The sequence below is a fragment of the Candidatus Arsenophonus phytopathogenicus genome (genome assembly GCF_056113345.1).
Window position 1 is genome coordinate 614600 of sequence record NZ_JBUIOB010000017.1, and the last position, 17641, is coordinate 632240.

The 17641-nt window shown below is 33.5% G+C and carries 29 protein-coding genes and 1 pseudogene; 21 read left to right on the top strand and 9 right to left on the bottom strand.

Features of this window, described 5'->3' with window-relative positions; translation table 11 throughout:
- Positions 1–820: 820 nt before the first annotated feature.
- Together cpxA and cpxR are read right to left on the bottom strand one after the other, a co-directional pair.
- A complete protein-coding gene (gene cpxA, locus AC01GB_RS06585) occupies positions 821–2191 on the bottom strand; it encodes an envelope stress sensor histidine kinase CpxA (RefSeq protein ID WP_474451135.1) in 1371 nt (456 codons plus the stop codon).
- Positions 2188–2883, bottom strand: coding sequence for an envelope stress response regulator transcription factor CpxR (gene cpxR, locus AC01GB_RS06590; protein ID WP_032115780.1), 696 nt, complete (start codon positions 2881–2883; stop codon positions 2188–2190). The genes cpxA and cpxR overlap by 4 nt, the downstream gene beginning before the upstream one ends.
- 154 nt (positions 2884–3037) lie before the next feature.
- Here cpxR and AC01GB_RS06595 point away from each other — a divergent pair, with 154 nt between their 5' ends.
- The 6 genes from AC01GB_RS06595 to AC01GB_RS06620 all read left to right on the top strand — a co-directional run bounded on the left by AC01GB_RS06595 (position 3038) and on the right by AC01GB_RS06620 (position 6370).
- Positions 3038–3550 (top strand): Spy/CpxP family protein refolding chaperone, encoded by a 513-nt coding sequence (locus tag AC01GB_RS06595; RefSeq protein ID WP_474451136.1) that lies wholly within the window; start codon positions 3038–3040, stop codon positions 3548–3550.
- A 670-nt stretch (positions 3551–4220) separates the two neighbouring features.
- Positions 4221–4748, top strand: coding sequence for a hypothetical protein (locus AC01GB_RS06600; RefSeq protein WP_474451137.1), 528 nt, complete (start codon positions 4221–4223; stop codon positions 4746–4748).
- Positions 4745–4945 (top strand): hypothetical protein, encoded by a 201-nt coding sequence (locus AC01GB_RS06605; protein ID WP_474451138.1) that lies wholly within the window; start codon positions 4745–4747, stop codon positions 4943–4945. The genes AC01GB_RS06600 and AC01GB_RS06605 overlap by 4 nt, the downstream gene beginning before the upstream one ends.
- Positions 4946–5393: 448 nt before the next feature.
- Positions 5394–5774, top strand: a complete 381-nt coding sequence (locus AC01GB_RS06610; protein WP_474451140.1) for a hypothetical protein — start codon at positions 5394–5396, stop codon at positions 5772–5774.
- 163 nt (positions 5775–5937) lie between these two features.
- On the top strand, positions 5938–6159 hold the full coding sequence (locus AC01GB_RS06615) for a hypothetical protein (RefSeq protein WP_474451142.1): 222 nt from the start codon (positions 5938–5940) through the stop codon (positions 6157–6159).
- Between the two features lies 1 nt (position 6160).
- Entirely contained in the window at positions 6161–6370 is a 210-nt protein-coding gene (locus AC01GB_RS06620; protein WP_474451144.1) for a hypothetical protein, read from the top strand.
- Positions 6371–7262: 892 nt separating this feature from the next.
- On the opposite strand, the gene AC01GB_RS06625 is transcribed toward AC01GB_RS06620, so the two are convergent.
- Positions 7263–7700, bottom strand: coding sequence for a hypothetical protein (locus AC01GB_RS06625; protein ID WP_474451146.1), 438 nt, complete (start codon positions 7698–7700; stop codon positions 7263–7265).
- A gap of 368 nt (positions 7701–8068) precedes the next feature.
- A complete protein-coding gene (locus AC01GB_RS06630) occupies positions 8069–8245 on the bottom strand; it encodes a Cro/CI family transcriptional regulator (protein WP_474451148.1) in 177 nt (58 codons plus the stop codon).
- A 101-nt stretch (positions 8246–8346) separates the two neighbouring features.
- On the opposite strand from AC01GB_RS06630, the gene AC01GB_RS06635 reads away from it, so the two are divergent.
- From AC01GB_RS06635 to AC01GB_RS06670, 8 genes are all read left to right on the top strand, one after another.
- Entirely contained in the window at positions 8347–8997 is a 651-nt protein-coding gene (locus AC01GB_RS06635; protein ID WP_474451149.1) for a LexA family protein, read from the top strand.
- A 467-nt stretch (positions 8998–9464) separates the two neighbouring features.
- Positions 9465–9710, top strand: a complete 246-nt coding sequence (locus AC01GB_RS06640; protein ID WP_474450812.1) for a hypothetical protein — start codon at positions 9465–9467, stop codon at positions 9708–9710.
- 94 nt (positions 9711–9804) lie between these two features.
- Positions 9805–10395, top strand: coding sequence for a DUF669 domain-containing protein (locus AC01GB_RS06645; RefSeq protein ID WP_474450813.1), 591 nt, complete (start codon positions 9805–9807; stop codon positions 10393–10395).
- 40 nt (positions 10396–10435) lie between these two features.
- Positions 10436–10639: a hypothetical protein gene (locus tag AC01GB_RS06650; RefSeq protein WP_474451151.1), complete on the top strand. Its 204-nt coding sequence runs from the start codon at positions 10436–10438 to the stop codon at positions 10637–10639.
- Between the two features lie 18 nt (positions 10640–10657).
- Entirely contained in the window at positions 10658–11002 is a 345-nt protein-coding gene (locus AC01GB_RS06655; RefSeq protein ID WP_474451153.1) for a hypothetical protein, read from the top strand.
- A gap of 255 nt (positions 11003–11257) precedes the next feature.
- Positions 11258–11380 carry a hypothetical protein gene (locus AC01GB_RS06660; protein ID WP_474451155.1) on the top strand — a complete coding sequence of 41 codons (123 nt, stop codon included), beginning with the start codon at positions 11258–11260 and terminating at the stop codon, positions 11378–11380.
- Positions 11377–11943, top strand: coding sequence for a hypothetical protein (locus AC01GB_RS06665; RefSeq protein ID WP_474451157.1), 567 nt, complete (start codon positions 11377–11379; stop codon positions 11941–11943). The genes AC01GB_RS06660 and AC01GB_RS06665 overlap by 4 nt, the downstream gene beginning before the upstream one ends.
- 3 nt (positions 11944–11946) lie before the next feature.
- Positions 11947–12204, top strand: coding sequence for a hypothetical protein (locus AC01GB_RS06670; RefSeq protein ID WP_474451159.1), 258 nt, complete (start codon positions 11947–11949; stop codon positions 12202–12204).
- Positions 12205–12258: 54 nt separating this feature from the next.
- Here AC01GB_RS06670 and AC01GB_RS06675 read toward each other — a convergent pair whose 3' ends face one another.
- A complete protein-coding gene (locus AC01GB_RS06675; protein WP_474451161.1) occupies positions 12259–12465 on the bottom strand; it encodes a hypothetical protein in 207 nt (68 codons plus the stop codon).
- Between AC01GB_RS06675 and AC01GB_RS06680 the strand changes: the two genes are divergently transcribed.
- The 7 genes and pseudogenes from AC01GB_RS06680 to AC01GB_RS06710 all read left to right on the top strand — a co-directional run bounded on the left by AC01GB_RS06680 (position 12464) and on the right by AC01GB_RS06710 (position 15557).
- Positions 12464–13120, top strand: coding sequence for a lambda exonuclease family protein (locus AC01GB_RS06680; RefSeq protein WP_474451163.1), 657 nt, complete (start codon positions 12464–12466; stop codon positions 13118–13120). The two genes, AC01GB_RS06675 and AC01GB_RS06680, sit on opposite strands and share 2 nt — an antisense overlap.
- The gene (locus AC01GB_RS06685; protein WP_474451165.1) at positions 13072–13269 is read left to right on the top strand and encodes a single-stranded DNA-binding protein; all 198 of its coding nucleotides are present in this window, start codon (positions 13072–13074) and stop codon (positions 13267–13269) included. The genes AC01GB_RS06680 and AC01GB_RS06685 overlap by 49 nt, the downstream gene beginning before the upstream one ends.
- Positions 13262–13513 (top strand): single-stranded DNA-binding protein, encoded by a 252-nt coding sequence (locus tag AC01GB_RS06690; RefSeq protein WP_474452339.1) that lies wholly within the window; start codon positions 13262–13264, stop codon positions 13511–13513. The genes AC01GB_RS06685 and AC01GB_RS06690 overlap by 8 nt, the downstream gene beginning before the upstream one ends.
- A gap of 26 nt (positions 13514–13539) precedes the next feature.
- On the top strand, positions 13540–13785 hold the full coding sequence (locus tag AC01GB_RS06695; RefSeq protein WP_474451166.1) for a hypothetical protein: 246 nt from the start codon (positions 13540–13542) through the stop codon (positions 13783–13785).
- 85 nt (positions 13786–13870) lie between these two features.
- Positions 13871–14254, top strand: a pseudogene (locus tag AC01GB_RS06700) (KilA-N domain-containing protein); the annotation flags it as partial.
- Between the two features lie 605 nt (positions 14255–14859).
- Positions 14860–15102 carry a hypothetical protein gene (locus tag AC01GB_RS06705; protein ID WP_474451167.1) on the top strand — a complete coding sequence of 81 codons (243 nt, stop codon included), beginning with the start codon at positions 14860–14862 and terminating at the stop codon, positions 15100–15102.
- 8 nt (positions 15103–15110) lie between these two features.
- Positions 15111–15557: an MT-A70 family methyltransferase gene (locus tag AC01GB_RS06710; protein WP_474451168.1), complete on the top strand. Its 447-nt coding sequence runs from the start codon at positions 15111–15113 to the stop codon at positions 15555–15557.
- Here AC01GB_RS06710 and AC01GB_RS06715 read toward each other — a convergent pair.
- From AC01GB_RS06715 to AC01GB_RS06730, 4 genes are all read right to left on the bottom strand, one after another.
- Complete coding sequence (locus AC01GB_RS06715; protein WP_474452340.1) at positions 15473–15844, bottom strand: phage integrase central domain-containing protein; 372 nt, start codon at positions 15842–15844, stop codon at positions 15473–15475. The genes AC01GB_RS06710 and AC01GB_RS06715 overlap by 85 nt on opposite strands.
- Before the next feature lie 668 nt (positions 15845–16512).
- Positions 16513–16977, bottom strand: a complete 465-nt coding sequence (locus tag AC01GB_RS06720; RefSeq protein ID WP_474451169.1) for a hypothetical protein — start codon at positions 16975–16977, stop codon at positions 16513–16515.
- Between the two features lie 53 nt (positions 16978–17030).
- Positions 17031–17360, bottom strand: a complete 330-nt coding sequence (locus tag AC01GB_RS06725) for a hypothetical protein (RefSeq protein WP_474451170.1) — start codon at positions 17358–17360, stop codon at positions 17031–17033.
- Positions 17335–17550: a hypothetical protein gene (locus AC01GB_RS06730; protein WP_474451171.1), complete on the bottom strand. Its 216-nt coding sequence runs from the start codon at positions 17548–17550 to the stop codon at positions 17335–17337. Before AC01GB_RS06730 ends, AC01GB_RS06725 begins: the two co-directional genes overlap by 26 nt.
- Between the last annotated feature and the right edge of the window lie 91 nt (positions 17551–17641).

Genomic DNA, 17641 nt, shown 5'->3' on the forward strand with positions numbered 1-17641 from the left:
TTATTATAGTTTTTGAGTGCTATTTACTAGAAATAAATATAAATAAATAAGAAATAGCGAGCTTATAGCTCCCCAAGAAGATACTGATCGCTTGAAATGCCGATAAAAATCGATAATAAATAACTATACTAACAATTTTAAATTAATTAATAATCAGTCTATTTTTAATCATTTATCACTATCTATATTAATAATAACTCTCTCTCAGAAATACAAACTTAATCTCTATCCATATCGACAATGAGCTGCAGGATCTACTCTAAACTAATATTTGATTCAGCATACTAGCTTTCTTCTTCTAAAATTTTACTCACAACTATTATATCAATTTCAATAAAAATTAATCTGAAGACAATCATTGTAAAAGTTTCTAAAACATTAATTCATACAAAACTAGACACTACTACAATTTAAACTCACCAAACTATATTCATGAAATTCAAAAAATTTTTATAACGCTGATTTATTAAATCATAATTTATTGAGTTTCAATTTGTATAAACACTATCAACCAAAAATTTTTTAAGTCTTAGTAACAGAATTAATGTTTATGTTACAAAATGGTTTGTTATTTCACAATATATAAGGAATTTATCTATTATTAAAATATTTATAGAATTGTCAATTACAAATCCATATATAGGTTAAATTATTTTAATAAATTTTCTTCTTATTTTTCATGAATTTTTCGTAGCATTATGTCGTTTTTTTCAAATAAATAATCAATTTAAGTCACTAAATAAAACCTACCAATACTTATAAAACCAATATCGATGAAAACATCAATTAAAGTGATGAGAAAACTTTTTAGTTAAAGCAATTAACGTCCATGAAGCAGTAACCATAATTGCAATCTTAGTCCGCCTAATGGGCTATCAGAAGCTTTTACCCACCCTTTATGGTGAAAAACCGCTGTTTCGACAATAGCTAGCCCTAAACCTGTGCCGCCTGATTGCCTATCTCGCGCTTCATCAGTTCGATAAAATGGTCGAAAGATTTTTTCCCGATCTTCCTTTGATACGCCTGGGCCATCATCATCCACCGTGATCAAAATACCTTGATTTTCTTCTTTAAATGCAACTTCAATACGATTATGGGAATAACGTAAGGCATTACGAACAATATTTTCTAACGCGCTACCCAATGCTGGAGGGTTACAATAAATTGTCCAAGTACCAGGAGAAGCCGTTACATTAAGTGTTTTATTCATCTGTTCAGCTTCAAACGTGGCATTGTCCAAAATATCATTCCAAAGATCGGTAACTTTAATATTTTGTCTCAATATTTCATTCTTATGTTGGCTATGAGACAGTACCAACAAATCATTAATCATGCCATCAAGGCGCAATGTTTCAGTTTCAATCCGTTCTAATTCTTTGCTCTCCCCATGTCGGCGGCGTAATAATGCGGTCGCTAATTGAAGACGTGTTAACGGGGTGCGTAACTCATGGGAAATATCAGAAATCATCCGTTGTTGCGCACTAACCATTCCTTCTAGCGCACTAATCATCTGATTAAAGCTGTTTCCTACCGCCAAAAACTCCTGCGGACCAGATTCCAATTCAGGGTGTTGACGTAAATTACCATTAGCAACATCATCTGCTGCCATTTTCAATTTTCTGGCAGGTTTTGCTAAACTCCATGCTAACCATAATAACAAGGGAGCACTAATTAGCATTGTTGCAACTAACAACAAAAAAGGCCTATCAAAAAGCAAGCTAATAAAATCAGATTGTGGACTACTGGCTGGACGAACCAAATAAAGTTGGTAATGATCTTCCCCATCACGAATAGAAAATGGCCCTAACATTTCGACTCGACCATATTTTTTCTTTTTCGGCTGATCAGCATTATCTGATTGCCCAATAAAATTACGAATTACCTGCATTTCATTGGGCATAGCGCCAATAACCCGTCCTTCACAGGTTACCATGATAAGATGCTGATCTGGCGGAGCCCACTTTTGAATGGCGTTAGAAAGCCGGCGCCACCACATAAGATCATTAATTGGGTCGCCAGCTAACTCAGCTTCTATGTGCTGTTCTAACATAAGACCTTGACGGTACTCGCTTTCCAACAGCGGTGTAATTTGCCTTGAATCAAGCTTTGGTACCATCAATACCAACATCAATACTAAAGCCAGCGTAAACCAAAAAATGGCAAATATCCTGGCTGTCAAACTATTTATCATGTTGCTGAAACCATCAAATACCCTCGTCCACGTAAGGTTTTAAACCAAGGCAATCCATCTGTCCGCTCAGGTAATTTACGCCGCAAATTTGAGATATGCATGTCAATAGCACGATCGAACGGGGTTAAACGTTTCCCTAAAACCTCTTGGCTAAGATGTTCACGAGAAACAACCTGACCAAGATGTTGTGCTAATAAATAAAGTAAAGTGAATTCTGTTCCAGTAAGATCGAGCACCTTGCCATTAAAACTCGCTTCTTGTCGTCCTGGGTTTAACTGTAAACCATCTACCTGACAAATTGACGAATTAAGATTATCCTGACTTTGCTCACTCCAATTTGAACGTCTCAGTAAGGCTCGTATACGTGCAACTAATTCACGATCATTAAATGGTTTAGGTAAATAATCATCTGCACCTAATTCCAAACCAAGAACACGATCCAAATCACTGCCACGAGCGGTTAACATAATCACCGGAATTTGATATTGTCTACGTATCTCTTTTAATGTATCAATACCATTTTTCTTAGGCATCATGATATCAAGTAACAATAGATCAATTGTTGAATCGAGAAGCGTTAATGCTTGCTCGCCATCATAGGCGATGATCACACTAAAGCCTTCCATTTCAAGTAATTCTTTTAACAGCGAAGTCAGTTCGCGGTCATCATCAACAAGTAAGATTTTATGCATTGGTCATATCCTCCAAGAGCAAAATACGACAAGAATCGCCGCGATGCCATGACTTTACGTTCTTTTACACGCTCTGACGCTAGTTTTCAACCACACGGATATAGTTAGTATAATATTAACATTTTTATTCAAAGAGGGCGGGAGTAAATTATTAATGCGTCACTGGGCAATGATAACTTTTACATCATCGCTATTTATTGTTGGCTCAACAGCGGCTTTAGCCGAAGCAGCAGATGTCAGTATAGCAACATCACAATCTGCCGAAAAAATACAGGCTGTAAAATATGATAGCCATACTTCTAAGCGTAACATAACAAGAGATAGACTATGCAATCCCTATGATATATTTATTCCCTTAATGAAAGGTATTACATTAAGCGAAAGACAACGCCAGCAAATGCGTGACTTGATGGCTTCACAACGACAACAAAGCTTTAAAAATAGAGTTTCGCGACAAGAACGTGAAATTTTACATAATTTGATGACAGCAGATATTTTTGATGATGTTGCTTTTCGCGTAACAGCAGAAAAACTGGCACAAGACATTGTTGAACAACAAGTTGAAATAGCTCGCATATACAACCAATTTTACAAATTATTAACGCACGAGCAAAAAATGATACTGGAGAAACAACATCAAAAACAGCTATCTCGAGCAAGATATTAAATATTTCGTAACAAGCCTAGTAATAAGTAGCAAGTAATCATTGAAGTTTTTCCTTGCCATAGACACCATCCCTGTCTTTGTTGCCCTCTTTTATAGAGGGATTTTTCTATGTTAGAGAAAACTAATTTTTAGATTTAATAATTAAAAATTCTATTTTTAATTATAAACTAAACAAAATTCTTCTGGTAATAATCCAAGAAAAATGACTTATTACTATCAAAGATAATTATTCAATCTTCATTATGAGAAAGTTTATCATAATATATTTTAAAAAAATAAATTTATTAATTTTTAATAAATCCAGTTTAATTATTTTATAACGTCAAAAAATATCATTTCTTTTTTAAAATAAAAAATTATATTTTATCCATTCCAATTTATAATAATAAATATAGTAATAAGAGTTAATATTTAAAATACAATCATTAGTTGAAATAATATTTTATTAATTTAACCATTAGCATAATATATTAATTTTTTACTTTCATAATTTATATGAATATTTTTATAAAAAAGCATAATCAATAAATTAATTATAAAAAGTTAACTTGAAAAAATAAAAATATTCCTTATTGTTAAAATATTTTCAAATACTATGTTAAGTAAATTTATTATTTAAGTAAATATAGCTTTAACAATAATAAGATACAGTCTTTAGGATAAATTTCATATGCTATTAAAAATAAATTCAACAGAAACCAATCAACCCATTGAATCTCAAAGTCAATCAAAAACAAAAATAACCATAACCTATAATAAAGTTTATATATCAAATAGTTCTACCAATGCAGAAGCTGCTATCACAATTAATAAAAACGATAATAATACAAAAGTTAATACTAATATTGAAAATAATATTGATATAATCACTAATTCATCATCAGGATGGATAAAAATAGATGAAGGCTCTACTCTAAAATCCAATGGAAATGTTTCTATAAAAAATGTCTCAAAAAAATCTGCATTAGAGTCAACAAAAAATAGTAAAGTTGATATAAATGGAAATTTAAGTATAAATTCAAATAATGGAACATCTATTGTTGCTAATCAAGAAGGAACTATTAATATAACAGGAAAAACAAATATAGATTCAACGTCTAAATACACGGTTAATGCAATTCAAAGAGCTATTATTAACTTAAATGATGATGAAAATATAAAATCAAAATCAAAATCAAAATCAAAAAAACAAGCGTGATTCAATCTAATGCACTGGGCAATGAAAAAACAAGTATTAATCTTAATGGAAACTCAGTAATTGAAGTAAATGGGGATGAGTCTGATGGTATTTTCGTTCAAAGAGGAGGAAATTTAATATCAACAAAAAATATTAAAATAACTAACGGCTCTGAATCAAATGCAGTGCATGCAGATAATATTAATAAACCAGAATAAAATAAAATATATTTTAACAATATTAATATTACACTCAACGGGAAAAAATCTAATGGATTAAAATCAAAGGAAAAATCAATTATAAATGTTAGTGGATTAGCTACCATAAAATCAAATAAAGATGACTCTGCCGCCATCTCTAGTGAACGTAAAGAATCACGAATTTTTATTAACAAAGTAGATATAGAGATATCTGGTGATGATTCAAATACAATTGTAGGAGCAAAAAATTATAATCAGAAAGCAGAATATAATATAAAAAATAAATAATGGAAAAATAATATCAACAGGAAACAACAGTAATATCATTCATGGTCATGGAACGAATATTTTCATTGAAAATAGTAAGTTAAGTGCTAAAAATGGAAATTTAATTTCTTTAGATGGTTCAAGTTATATTAATATAAGAAAATAAACTATTAACGCAAAAAATGCAGTTGTTGATATCATGGGGGAGAATGAAGGTAATATAAGTAATGTTATTCTAAACAATGTTAAGCAGGAAAATACAAATCAAGATATAAACCTTATAAATGCAAAAGGTAATTCAGAATTACAGTTAACATTAACTAATGGTACTCAAGTTTCTGGTGGTTCATTAAAAGAAAATACAGCAACAACTAATATAACAATGAATAATAATTCACAATGGAATTTGACCAAAGTCTCTAACATATCAAATTTAAACTCAGATAATAGCCAGCTAAATTGCGCTCCCCCGACAGCAAAAAATTTTTTGACATTAGATATTGATAAAAATTTAACATCAAAAAATGGTAAATTTGTTATGAATACTACCTTAAATAATGACTTATTACTTAGATGGTAAAGGTCACATTGGCGCTAAAATAAAGAAGAAAATTTCTAACGCTGACATTGCCGCAGAAATTTTAGCTACGTACATTAGACTTAAACCATCTATACTTAAGTCTTTTAGAAATATAGGATGTGAATTATAGTTGTATAAATTATATCATAGTGGGAGATATTTAATGAATAAGTTGATAAAAATAGCATCAGCTATAATTCTATTTTCAATCCCATACTTAATTACATTCCCAATTTTTTGTTGGTTTAAATATTCATTAACACCTAATCTATCTTTCTCCCTACACAGGGATGTTCTTGGTGCCACAGTTAATTCTTCTTATTCAAGTGCGCTTATTGCGGTACTTATAGTTGGACTCACATTTCTATTAGGCATACTTCATTAAATTGCAGCAATACGGATACATGTTACCAATAATAACACTCTATGTTCTTACCTTTGTAGAGCTGGGAATATTGTTTTTTGCGGGTATAATTCTAATATCGAATTTTAAAGAATTACCATTACCATCAATAGCTGCAATCATGGCTGTAACCTCATTTATGCATTTATGTTTATTGATACTTCAGCTGTATAATTTATCAAATAGAAAATAACCCTCATCTAGAGGGTTTTATTGCCCTCTCGCTACTATCCCATTAATCCCCCCCTTCAACATATCACATCACATAGCCTATTAATCTCCGTAGGTTTACACTTCCTATTTGTTTTAACAATTCCTTTTTTAACCACTGAAAAATAATTCTATTAAAATCATCATATTATAAATTCATATTAAAAAATTTTACCTTATAATTTAAGTTATCTTTAATTAAACCCTGACTTTATTATTAAGATAACTTAAATTGATATCCATCAACTCACTGCAACAGGCAAACGCCAGACAATACCACGAGTTATCTGAAACCTTGCCAGACGTTACTAAGTAGCCAGCCTGAGGCATATGAACATGAAGGCAAGTGAAGTCATCAGTAACTAAGTCATTCGCTCTTTATAAGCGTTAGAGCATCACCACCAAGTGAGTTTTGGGGTGTGTGAATATAACAAAACAGTCAAATCTCGTTTCTATACCAGAGAATAAACAGACTGTGAACATTAACCGTAAGTATTCGGCACACACCACTAAAACTTATTTAGGAGGAACAAAATGGTAACCATTATCTTTAAATCTAAAAAAGACAATGCTAAATCGCGTCGCCTGGCAAAGCAAATGGCATTCTGGGATAAAAACGCGCTGAATACGAAGCGAAGCCTAAACCCCTTTCTACAGAGCAAATCCTTGATTCCATATTTAACAAGCAAGATGACACCGTTAATACGGTTGTATCACTCACTCTCAATCTGAAAGACAAAAAGCCTCAGCCTTCATTTGATAACTGTTGCTTATCGAATACTTATCTCTATTCTGCAAGAAAATACTCAAAAATCCGAAAATCAAATTTCATACAGACAAAATGATTTGATAGTTTTTGCGGAAACCTTATAACACTAATATTCCTCATATGAAATATCACCTTCATTATTACAAATAAAAATCTTATTTAATACACTATAAAAACATTGACCATCCTTTTCAGCTATGCCAATAATAACATTTCCATCATCGCCTTGTATGTGCATGTAATTATCTTTACTGCTATAAAGATGAGAATTACAAAATCTATTTTTATGTGTAGTAGATGCTAATTCTTTTAGCTTAAAAAATATGCTTTCAACTTCATTTAGACTAAGTGGTGCTTGGGGATTACACAGTTTTTTTAGATTATCAATTGCTTCATCTCTCCCTGTGGAAAAAAAGAAGTTTTTTATTTTTTCCCATATTTCAATAAATAAGCCTTCTCCTCTATAATTAAAATCCATCATCTTATTTATCTGATAAGAAGTGATTTTTGTTTCAAAGAATCCTGAACCGAAAGAAATAGACATTAATTACCTCCAAGATGAAATGTGTACACATACCAATACTACTATTAAGTTAATATCCTCACCAAAAAAAACAACAAAATATCGAACATTTACACCATCTTTAATTCAGTTATGTGAAACAAATCAGCATTAAATGTCATCTCATTAAAATATCGGAAGTAAATCAAATATTATCCAGACGAAATGATTTGATAGTCTTTGCAGCAATCTTATCCTACACTTAACCCATAAGTTTCAGATAATAGCTTTCCCTCCCGATGGGCAGGGAATTTAAAATCTCCCAATTTCAGGAAGGCCAGGTTGTTAAAGAGCGGTTTTTAAACTAAAAATTATATTTTGGTAATATGTTTATTATTCTTTGCATAAAATTACGGATTGAACTTTAATGCCCCATTAGTTCTATATTCGGCTTCTAAAGCTCTAGATTTTGGTATTATTTGACCACTTCTTTTTCGCCACATATATACCGTCTCCAGAGTAATGCCATAAAAATCGGCTATGTGTCTATTTTTACCAAAATATGACTTCAACTGATTAACTGTCATGCTCCCTCCATTTATATAATTTTATTTAGATTCTATAAAATAACTTTTATTAGTCCAATAAAAACTAAAATAAATTAGATTATAAATTCATGGAGTCTATTGTGAAAACATTAGGTCAACGCCTCAAATATTTAAGAAAATTAAAAAAATACACTCAAGTTACACTTGGAAAAGCTATAGGCGTTACAGGAGTTACAGTAGGATATTGGGAAAAAGACCTAAATGAACCTGGAGGTAAAGCTCTTAGCAAACTAGCAAGAGCACTTAATACAACAGAAAACTACTTATTATACGGAAAAAATCCAGGATCAGTTATTCCTATAAAGAATAGTAATATTAGATTTATCCCTCTATTGACTTGGGAAGAAGCAATTTCTTTCACCAAAAATAGAGGGTATGAAATGCCTAACCAAGAAAAAGTAATCCCTGATTTTGTTAATGCCTCACCAAAGGCTTTTTGTATAAGAATAGATGATGATACAATGGTTAATCCTTATGGAGAACCAAGCATTCCCAAAGGAGCGATAATTACTATAGATCCTTTAGATAAACCAACGAATGGGAAAATAGTTGCTGCTATCATATCTGATAATTTAAGTCACCCTCCACGAAATATAATGATGGCAAAAAAATTAGTTATCCATGGCCTTAATAGTTATTTAATGCCATTAAACCCCAGATACGACAAAATACTCATAACCGATTCTTGCGAAATTATTGGCACCGTTCGTGGTATCCACTTCGAATTATAACCCTCTTCCTTTCACTCTGGCGGTCTTAGATTGCCATAAAAAAATACATTTAGTTTTTAGTTGCAATATAAACTAAATTATTTTATATAACATCCATCAACTCACTGCAACAGGCAAAACGCCAAGACAATACCACGAGTTATCTTAAGCCTAGCCAGACGTTGCCAAGTAGCCAGCCTGAGGCGTATGAACATGAAGGCAAGTTACGACAATTAAGCAGTACCGTTCTTTAAGACTATTACGCTGAAAAAGCGAACAACCTACAACAGTACAAAATACAGTCGATAAGTTAAAAACCAACACCAGGGAACTACCAATATAACTGTAAATATAAACCGGATACCTCCGGCACACACCACTAAAACTTATTTAGGAGGTAATATGTGTAACTATCATGGTTATACCGTCGTCGACATGAGCGTAGAAGAGCCAGGCAAGCAGCTTATAAATATAACAAAGCGCTTAATATGGCATTGAAAGCGGCTTTAAACCCATCTAAGCAATCGAATCAACAAACAACTCCAAGCAAAAAACGCCCTGTTCTTTCACTAAAAAGAAAAATGATGAGTCGTGTTGAAATAGCAATATCAATTCGTCCGACTAAAGTTTATGACTCGTTTGATAATTGCTGTCTACCTGTAGTAGCTTTGTACACTTCTAGACGGTTTAACAATAAACCTAAATCAAACTTTGGAGTCACTGCTAACTGTTAAGACTAGCAATATAAATATCATGAAATTTATTGATTTTATTCAACTAACCCTCAATCGAATCAAAATGAAAATCTCGTTTTAAAGGAGAAGTATCTTGGATAACATTACATTCACTTACAATGCAGAACCGGCGTTGGCTGCGGGTAAAAGCGGATTTATTACGGAATCTGGCGCTTATATTGTTACGATTCAGGAAGCAAAATATGTCACCAGCAGCGGCCGCGCTGAATCGATTGAATTTTCGGTTGAGGCGGATGATGGCAAGAAAGCAAACTATCTCAACGTCTATTGTAAGAAAAAAGACGGCTCGCCAAATCAATATGGTATCAACATGATCCACGCCATTATGGGTTGTGCTGATGTCGGTCAATTAACAACGAAAATGATTAATGTCCATACACTCATAGCCCCAGAGCTTACCAATAAGCGTATTGGATTAGTACTACAAAAAACACTAAAGACAAAAACGAACGGACAAGATACTTACAGTTTCGACATTCTCTTGCCTTTCGTTGCGCAAACTCGTCAGACACTAGAAGAAAAATTAAAAGGATTTCCCCCTGAAATCATCGATAAAAAGTTTGCCAGACTACAGGATAAAGACCAACGCAAGAACTCCCCAGTAACCTACCATCAACAATATCAATCAGAATATCCTGGTGATGATGTGTTTTTTAGTGAATAAACCCTAAATCACATTTCGGAGTAACCGCTAATGCTTGATAATGACGAAAAAGATCGCAAAGAATGCAAATGGAGAAAAAATTTATTTTCCCCTTCAGGCAATATGTTCATTTTATGAAGAGAAAAATGATGGCGACGTGCTTAGCGTACTTGAACTGAATAGCGGCAAAAAATATAGATTTTTTATGCCGCTATCTGAACTATTTAACAATATCGATCTCAATATTCAACTTCCAGTTAATTAAAAAATTAAAGAGGTAAATATGCAAAACAAAGAATCTGAAATAATCGATAGTGAAAATACGGATGACTTATTACCCTTACGGATTTACGCGCTCACTTTTTACAATAACAAATTGACTTTATCAACCAAAGACCGGAAAGATTTCTGGTTAGAAATCGATCCTGCTATTGGCTGGATAAAATTTAAAAAGCATAGTCAAGAAGATGAATTTATCCCAAATGGATCACTGTTTCTAGCCACTGAATTGCGTTCGGCATCTGATTCAACCCCTTCCCCAATAATTCAAGCACGATGTGTTTTGTGGCGTCAGCGGGAAGCGGTTTTATCTGCTTTAGAAAGTTCTTTTTTTCTTCCGAATCGTTAACATTCTGATGAATAAATTCTCGAATAACCGCTAGAGATTCATTATGGATTTAGAGCCAACCTGCCAGAACAAACATATATGATTATGGGTGAAATCTATCCAATCATAATCATAATCATAATCATAATCATAATCATAATCATAATCATAATCATAATCATAATCATAATCACAAATGGAGCATATCTGGGTGCAGGATGTCAGCAACATTCGGTAAAGAAATGGCGGCAATTTAGCAAAAAAGAAATCGCAGAAATGGACGATAGAAGAGCACTTGAATTCTATCCTCGTTTACTTGATATTTTAGATTTTTACTTGGGTAAAGATGAACGTCCATGCTGGTTGAATGAAGCGAGTAGTAATAAGGAATTTGAATGACAAAACATATAAAAATTACAACGTTTAAATACGCTGATGAGGCTTGGCAAGAAGGGGGAACTTTAAATAAATATTACGAAGTAGCTAACGAAAGTGATTCTCTATATTCATTTATGAATAATAACAATATGTTACGAAATGCATATAAGGATTTCCCGATGTATCAAATAACAGAAAGACACCCCCACGCTAAATTAATGGCTACTGCTGCTGAGATAGCTAAAAACAGACATGATTGGTGGGAAGAGTTTGACTGGAGACTGAATAAAGAACATGAATGGCTTCCAATGACGGAAGATTCATTTTATGAAAAATATGTCTATAGACTAAAACCCAAAACTATAAAAATAGGCAACCGTGAAATAAATGCACCTGAACGAGAGCCGTTAAAAGGGACGGAAATATACTATACCCCACAATTTGATGGTAGCTTACAAACATGGCATAGATGGAACAATAGCGGATATGATCAGTATCTTTTAAAAAATGGACTGATTTTCTTAACTAAAGAAGACGCCATAGCAGCTCCTGAGGCGATGATTGAGTTTTTAAGTGGAGAATAAATCATGAAACTGGACAATCCACGCATTATAACGGCAAAGCACCCAAATATGGGAAATCTGGTTGGCGTGACTAATGGCAGTCGTGATTTAAGCGACTCAATATACTTAAGCAGTATTGATATATGGAAGGATGACGACAGGGAAACACGCTCTTTCAAAGAAATTATACAGTGCTTAACAAAAGAAAACGATCGTCTTAAAAAAGAGAATCGAAAGCTGATGAAGATATATCGTGAAATTGGCGGACTGTGCAGGATTTGAACCTGCAACCAATCAACTATAGGTGCTCAGGAAAGTTAACACCTATAACCAAAGTTAACCGCCCCATAATTTAGAGATGATTTCTTTAAACAGTAAACCAAGAATACCCGCCAATAAAAACCATTGCAGGCGATCAAATTTTTGTTCCAGTCTGTCAAAACGCTTTTCTGAAAAATCGAGTCGCTTATCTATCTGAGCAATCTCAGCAGATAAGTCTTTACGGACAGCAGCAATATTGCAATGAAAAATGAGGCTCATCATGAAGCAGAAAACGGACGAATGGTTTCAGGCAAGACTGGGGAAAGTCACCGCCAGCAATTTACACAAGGTGTTATCCAAAGGCAAGGGGACAACACAACGAAACTACCTCATGCTGTTAGTCTGTGAAACCCTGACCGGACGACGAGAAGAAATTAAAACCAGTCAGGCGATTGAACGAGGCATTGCCCTCGAGCCTCAAGCCAGAACACGATATTGCCTTAATGAGTTTGATGTCACGGTCACCGAAGTAGGCTTTATTCCCCACCCGACTATTGCGCTATTTGGCGCCAGTCCTGATGGCCTGGTTAATGATGATGGACTTATCGAAATTAAATGCCCCAACACCACTACCCACATTGAAACCATTATTACAGGAAAACCTAAATACGAATACCTGTTACAAATGCACGGCCAAATGATGTGCACAGGCAGAAACTGGTGCGATTTTGTCAGCTATGATGACAGACTTCCCCCCAACCTTGCTTACTACAAAATTCGAATTATCAAGGATGATGATTTAGTTAACAAGATTGAACAGGCCGTTCAAATTTTTATTGAAAAATTAAAATCAGAAATCAACAAAATTAATCAAAAAGCGGAGGCAACATGGCAAACCAGAATCAGTGTCACTTTACCGGACGCATCGGAAAATTAGAAGTCCGCTATACCCAGGATAAAATTCCCATCACCGTATTCTCTCTTGCTATCAGTAAATCAAGGAAAGATGACAGAGGCCAATGGATTGATGAGACCACATGGATAAATTGCAAGGCATTTAAGCAAAATAGCCGAATATATCAATAATTATGCACAAAAAGGCACATTTGTTCGTGTCACTGCCTCCTACAAGGAAAATAAATGGACAGACAAATCCGGTCAGCAAAGGATATCCCCCGAATTTTTAGTCAATGACGTTGAAATATTGGGCAACCGGAAAGAAAGAAAACCGCAGGAAAGTCAAAGTAGACCGAATCTGCCAACCACTAACCATCCAAATAGTAACGCTATTCATCAAACTGATTTTGAAGACGAAGACATACCTTTCTAGACGCTAATTATACCGGAGGTTAAGCAATGAAACTTAGCATCATCAAACTATTAATCACAACATTAGTATTTATCAGTGCAGCGTTCGCCTTCGAATTGGTAGTTGGTCACATTGCACATACCGATGCCGTCATTGACCCACAAATCAGGTTTAAACGTGGTGAATTAGGCAATATTCATTTAAGCGGGCAAGAGATAATGGTTATTGGCATCATGATAGTCCCTGCACTTATCGTCTATTTGGGGGTATTCCTCGACACATTGAAGAAATAGTTACAGAACAAGAGGTCATTACCCAGCTAACCTATTCCACTTAATTAATACCCATTCATCAATTTTAATATTGAAGGATAGCTATATGCAAAATTTAATAAATGAACATTACCCTATCATTGCTGGCGTAGAAATCACGACAGACTCAGAAGGTCGTTTCAACCTGAATGCGTTACATAAAGCCAGCGGTGAAGGTGAACATAAACGTCCTTCCAAATGGCTTGCTACGATTCAGTCTAAAGAATTAATTGCAGAATTAGAAGCTAACTTATTAAAAAACAATCAAAGCCCTAATTCAGGCTCTGCTCATAAAGTGGTCAATGCCGTTAATGGTGGTTCATCACCAGGCACTTTTGCTCATGAGTTGTTAGCCATTGAGTATGCAGGATAGATTGCGCCAAGATTCAGGTTAATGGTTAACCAAACCTTCCTTGATTACAAAACAGGAAGATTAGCCCATGTCACCCCAACAACAGACTGGTTAGATAACCCCTCACAATTACGAAAAATTCTGATTAGCTATACCGAGCAAGTGGAAAAAATAAGCAGTGAGCGTGATGAAGCAATTAGGACAAAATCACAAATCAGTCGCACTCGTGAAGCTTCTGCAATGGGCAAACTTAGTGTGGCTACGCGTAAAAATAGAGAACTTACCGAACGACTAGGAGAAAGTGTTAAACATGCCACCATCACAGCCGTAAAGAATGCCACAGGGAAAGAATATAAGTTTGCTCCACTTCGCAGATGGTGTCGTGAGAACCAGGTGGAAGCAACCGAAGTACCGGATATTCGTTATGGTCAGGTTAAGTCATGGCCTGCTAAATCATGGCTACAGGTATACGGCATCAATCTGAAATCGTTATTTACTAATAGCCAACGTATTCACTAGAAATTGACAGCTATTTGGTGTTTCTGAATCACTCAAAAAAAGACCAGCGCAAGGCTGGCCAACACCAGGGAAAATGTTGCTGTTAACCAACACACAACGGAAACAATGCTATCACAAATAACCTTATAAATAATAATGTTTTAATCAACATTTACATTCATGTAATCAATAACCGGAGAAATCCTATGAATAATATCCATGAATACCGAACAACGTTACATCATGTAAAAGCTGGTATACAGGTTATTTATCATGGTGAGATGATGAAAATAATTAGATTGAAGGAGAAAAAATTAACAAACAAGAGGTTGATATATCAATTTGATACCGATGGAGAAAGTAAAACATTAACCGGAAATGGCGGCAAGAAAATCACTGTATTAGAAAAAATAGACGACTTGCATAAAAGTAAAAGCTGGTATGTTTAGGAGATGAAGTGAAGTATGACCTGATACTCCCAGACCCACCCTGGCAATACCAAAACAAAGCATCAAACGGCGCAGCACACAATCACTACAACACCACTGACTTTTACTCCCTCACTCGACTACCGATAGAAACCATCGTTAATGATAACTCCGTACTCTGCATGTGGTACACGGGGAACTTTGCACTGGAAGCTATCCGGTTAGCCGAAGCATGGGGATTTAAAGTCAAAACCATGAAGGGATTTACCTGGGTCGAGTTGAATAAGTTAGCCAAAGAGCGGATATCCAAAGCTATCAAAAAAGCTGCGCTGTCTGATGCTGATGATTTTCTGGCATTACTCAATGCGGAAACACGCATGAATGGCGGTAATTATACTCGCAGTAATTCAGAAGACTGTTTAATTCCCATCAAGGGATTACATGATACCATCTTTCTTTTTTCAGCCCACGAGTAACATTTTCTTGCATTAGATAAAACACGTTTAGTTATCTCTGAATATTTTTTAGATAATTTATCTAGTAAACTGATCCAATTATGAATAGTTATTGCAGATATTGGATATTTACCAAAATGAGGAAAAACGTGTATCTCGAAAGATCTTAAAATTAATTGTGCGCTTATTTTAGATTCAAAAATAACTGAATACCACTTTCTAAATAACTCTTCAAAAGTTAACTCAGTAATTTTTTCTTTAATAATAAGGTTTTTTACTGTCTTTGGATTATCACCATTAGCTAAAATTACCTGCCATTTAGCAACATCTTCTCGTGCTTTTTTTTAGTGTTAAAGTAGGATAATTACCAATAGTTATTTTATCTTGTTTTCCTAAGTATCTATATCTAAAAAAATGTAACGGTTCCTTTTTTTGATACTCTAACCCATAATCCGTCTCTATCAGATTTTTCAACTATTCGGCTTTGATTTTTTCCTAACATTCTTTTTAGATAGCTATCTGAGATACCCACAAAAATGCTCCACTCTGTCCATTCAAAATAACAAATTTATTAAATAATATATTATGGACACATTTATTGTGGCTTAACTTGTCTTTAGTTAACTCTCATTGTCTGAATTTTTTTTATCTAATTATTTATTAATCATATTTTATATAAATCTGTCTTAAGTTGACTAAGGATGTCTGCATATAATTATAAACGTGGGCGATGATGGCGATATTTCTTAAATTTTCAATAGACACAAATTGTTACCATATTATCTAACTGGAAAGGATTAAATGACTCTGGCCAAGCAGTATCTTGCCGGTAGGCATCTACACATATGCTGTTATTTTACACATAATATTGGCGGAGTGAAATAAATGTGAGTTGTATCAAGTTAAATAATCCACCTAACCAGGCAGATCATTTTTTGAAAGGCATTTTAAACGATTGAAAAAAATTATTCCTCTGTTAGTCTGCAAATGTGTTTCTTACATTATATATTACCCTTTCTAGAGCCGTTAACGACAATAAACTGTCCTCCTTAAGGAGATGTTGAGTGTAGCTTTTTTGACACCAATCATTCTTAAATATATCAATAGAATCATTATGATTTAAGCTACTAAAATTGGCTTGATAAATATTAAAATAATTTTCTATTGTATAATAAAGATCTTGCTGCTGTTGACTGGTTAAAGATTTATTTTTTCTATTTATCACTATATCAATTAGATCTTCAATAACTTTCTTCTTATTATCAACTTGAAAATAAAATTCAGCTAATGGTTTAATACAGTAATTAATAATGTCATTTTTTTGTTGTTTAATAAAATAATGAAGAACAGAATGATGATGAAAAAATTTTTTTAATTGAATAAAATTATCAGCCGCTTTAAACAAACTATATGAATATAGTATCGATTCGGGTGTAACCATATTTTTCAACACTTGAACTAATAAATTAGATTGACTTTCATTAAAATGCCTACCTAAAAAATTTTGTCAGCAATTTCTTTTTGCAAAATAGCTTGCTTATCTTCATCTAACTGATGATAAATATAGGAAAATGTATACATTGCTTTAGAAAAATTTATTTCATTATTGTTAAGCAACAGGAAACCATTATTTTTTAACTCAATCAAATGATTGCTCTTACCGTCTATTTCAGAAAATAAAGTTTCAATCATTCTCGCAGGTGACTCTAATTTAAAATCACGCGGTTTATTTAAATCAATACTTTTTTCTATTTCAGCAAGATTGATAGAAATTTTACTTTTAACATCTATTCTGACTTTAATAAAATGGCAAAAGATGATCAAAATTTTTATTATAAATTTCAGATCTCGTCAGTGTTGCACAAGGTAGTAATAGGGTATTACGAATATCATTCATTTTCTTTATAATATCGTAGCTTTTTCTTACCGCAAATCTATCGTTGAAACTATCTGTTTTTCCTATAAAAATATCACTACCAATAAGCCTTTGATGATAATCTCCAATATTTGGCATAGCAAATGCCTTTTGCTGGTATGTATGATTATTGCCATGATCATAATGATTATTTCATGCTAAATAATCTAACCCAACTTTCCATAGCAAA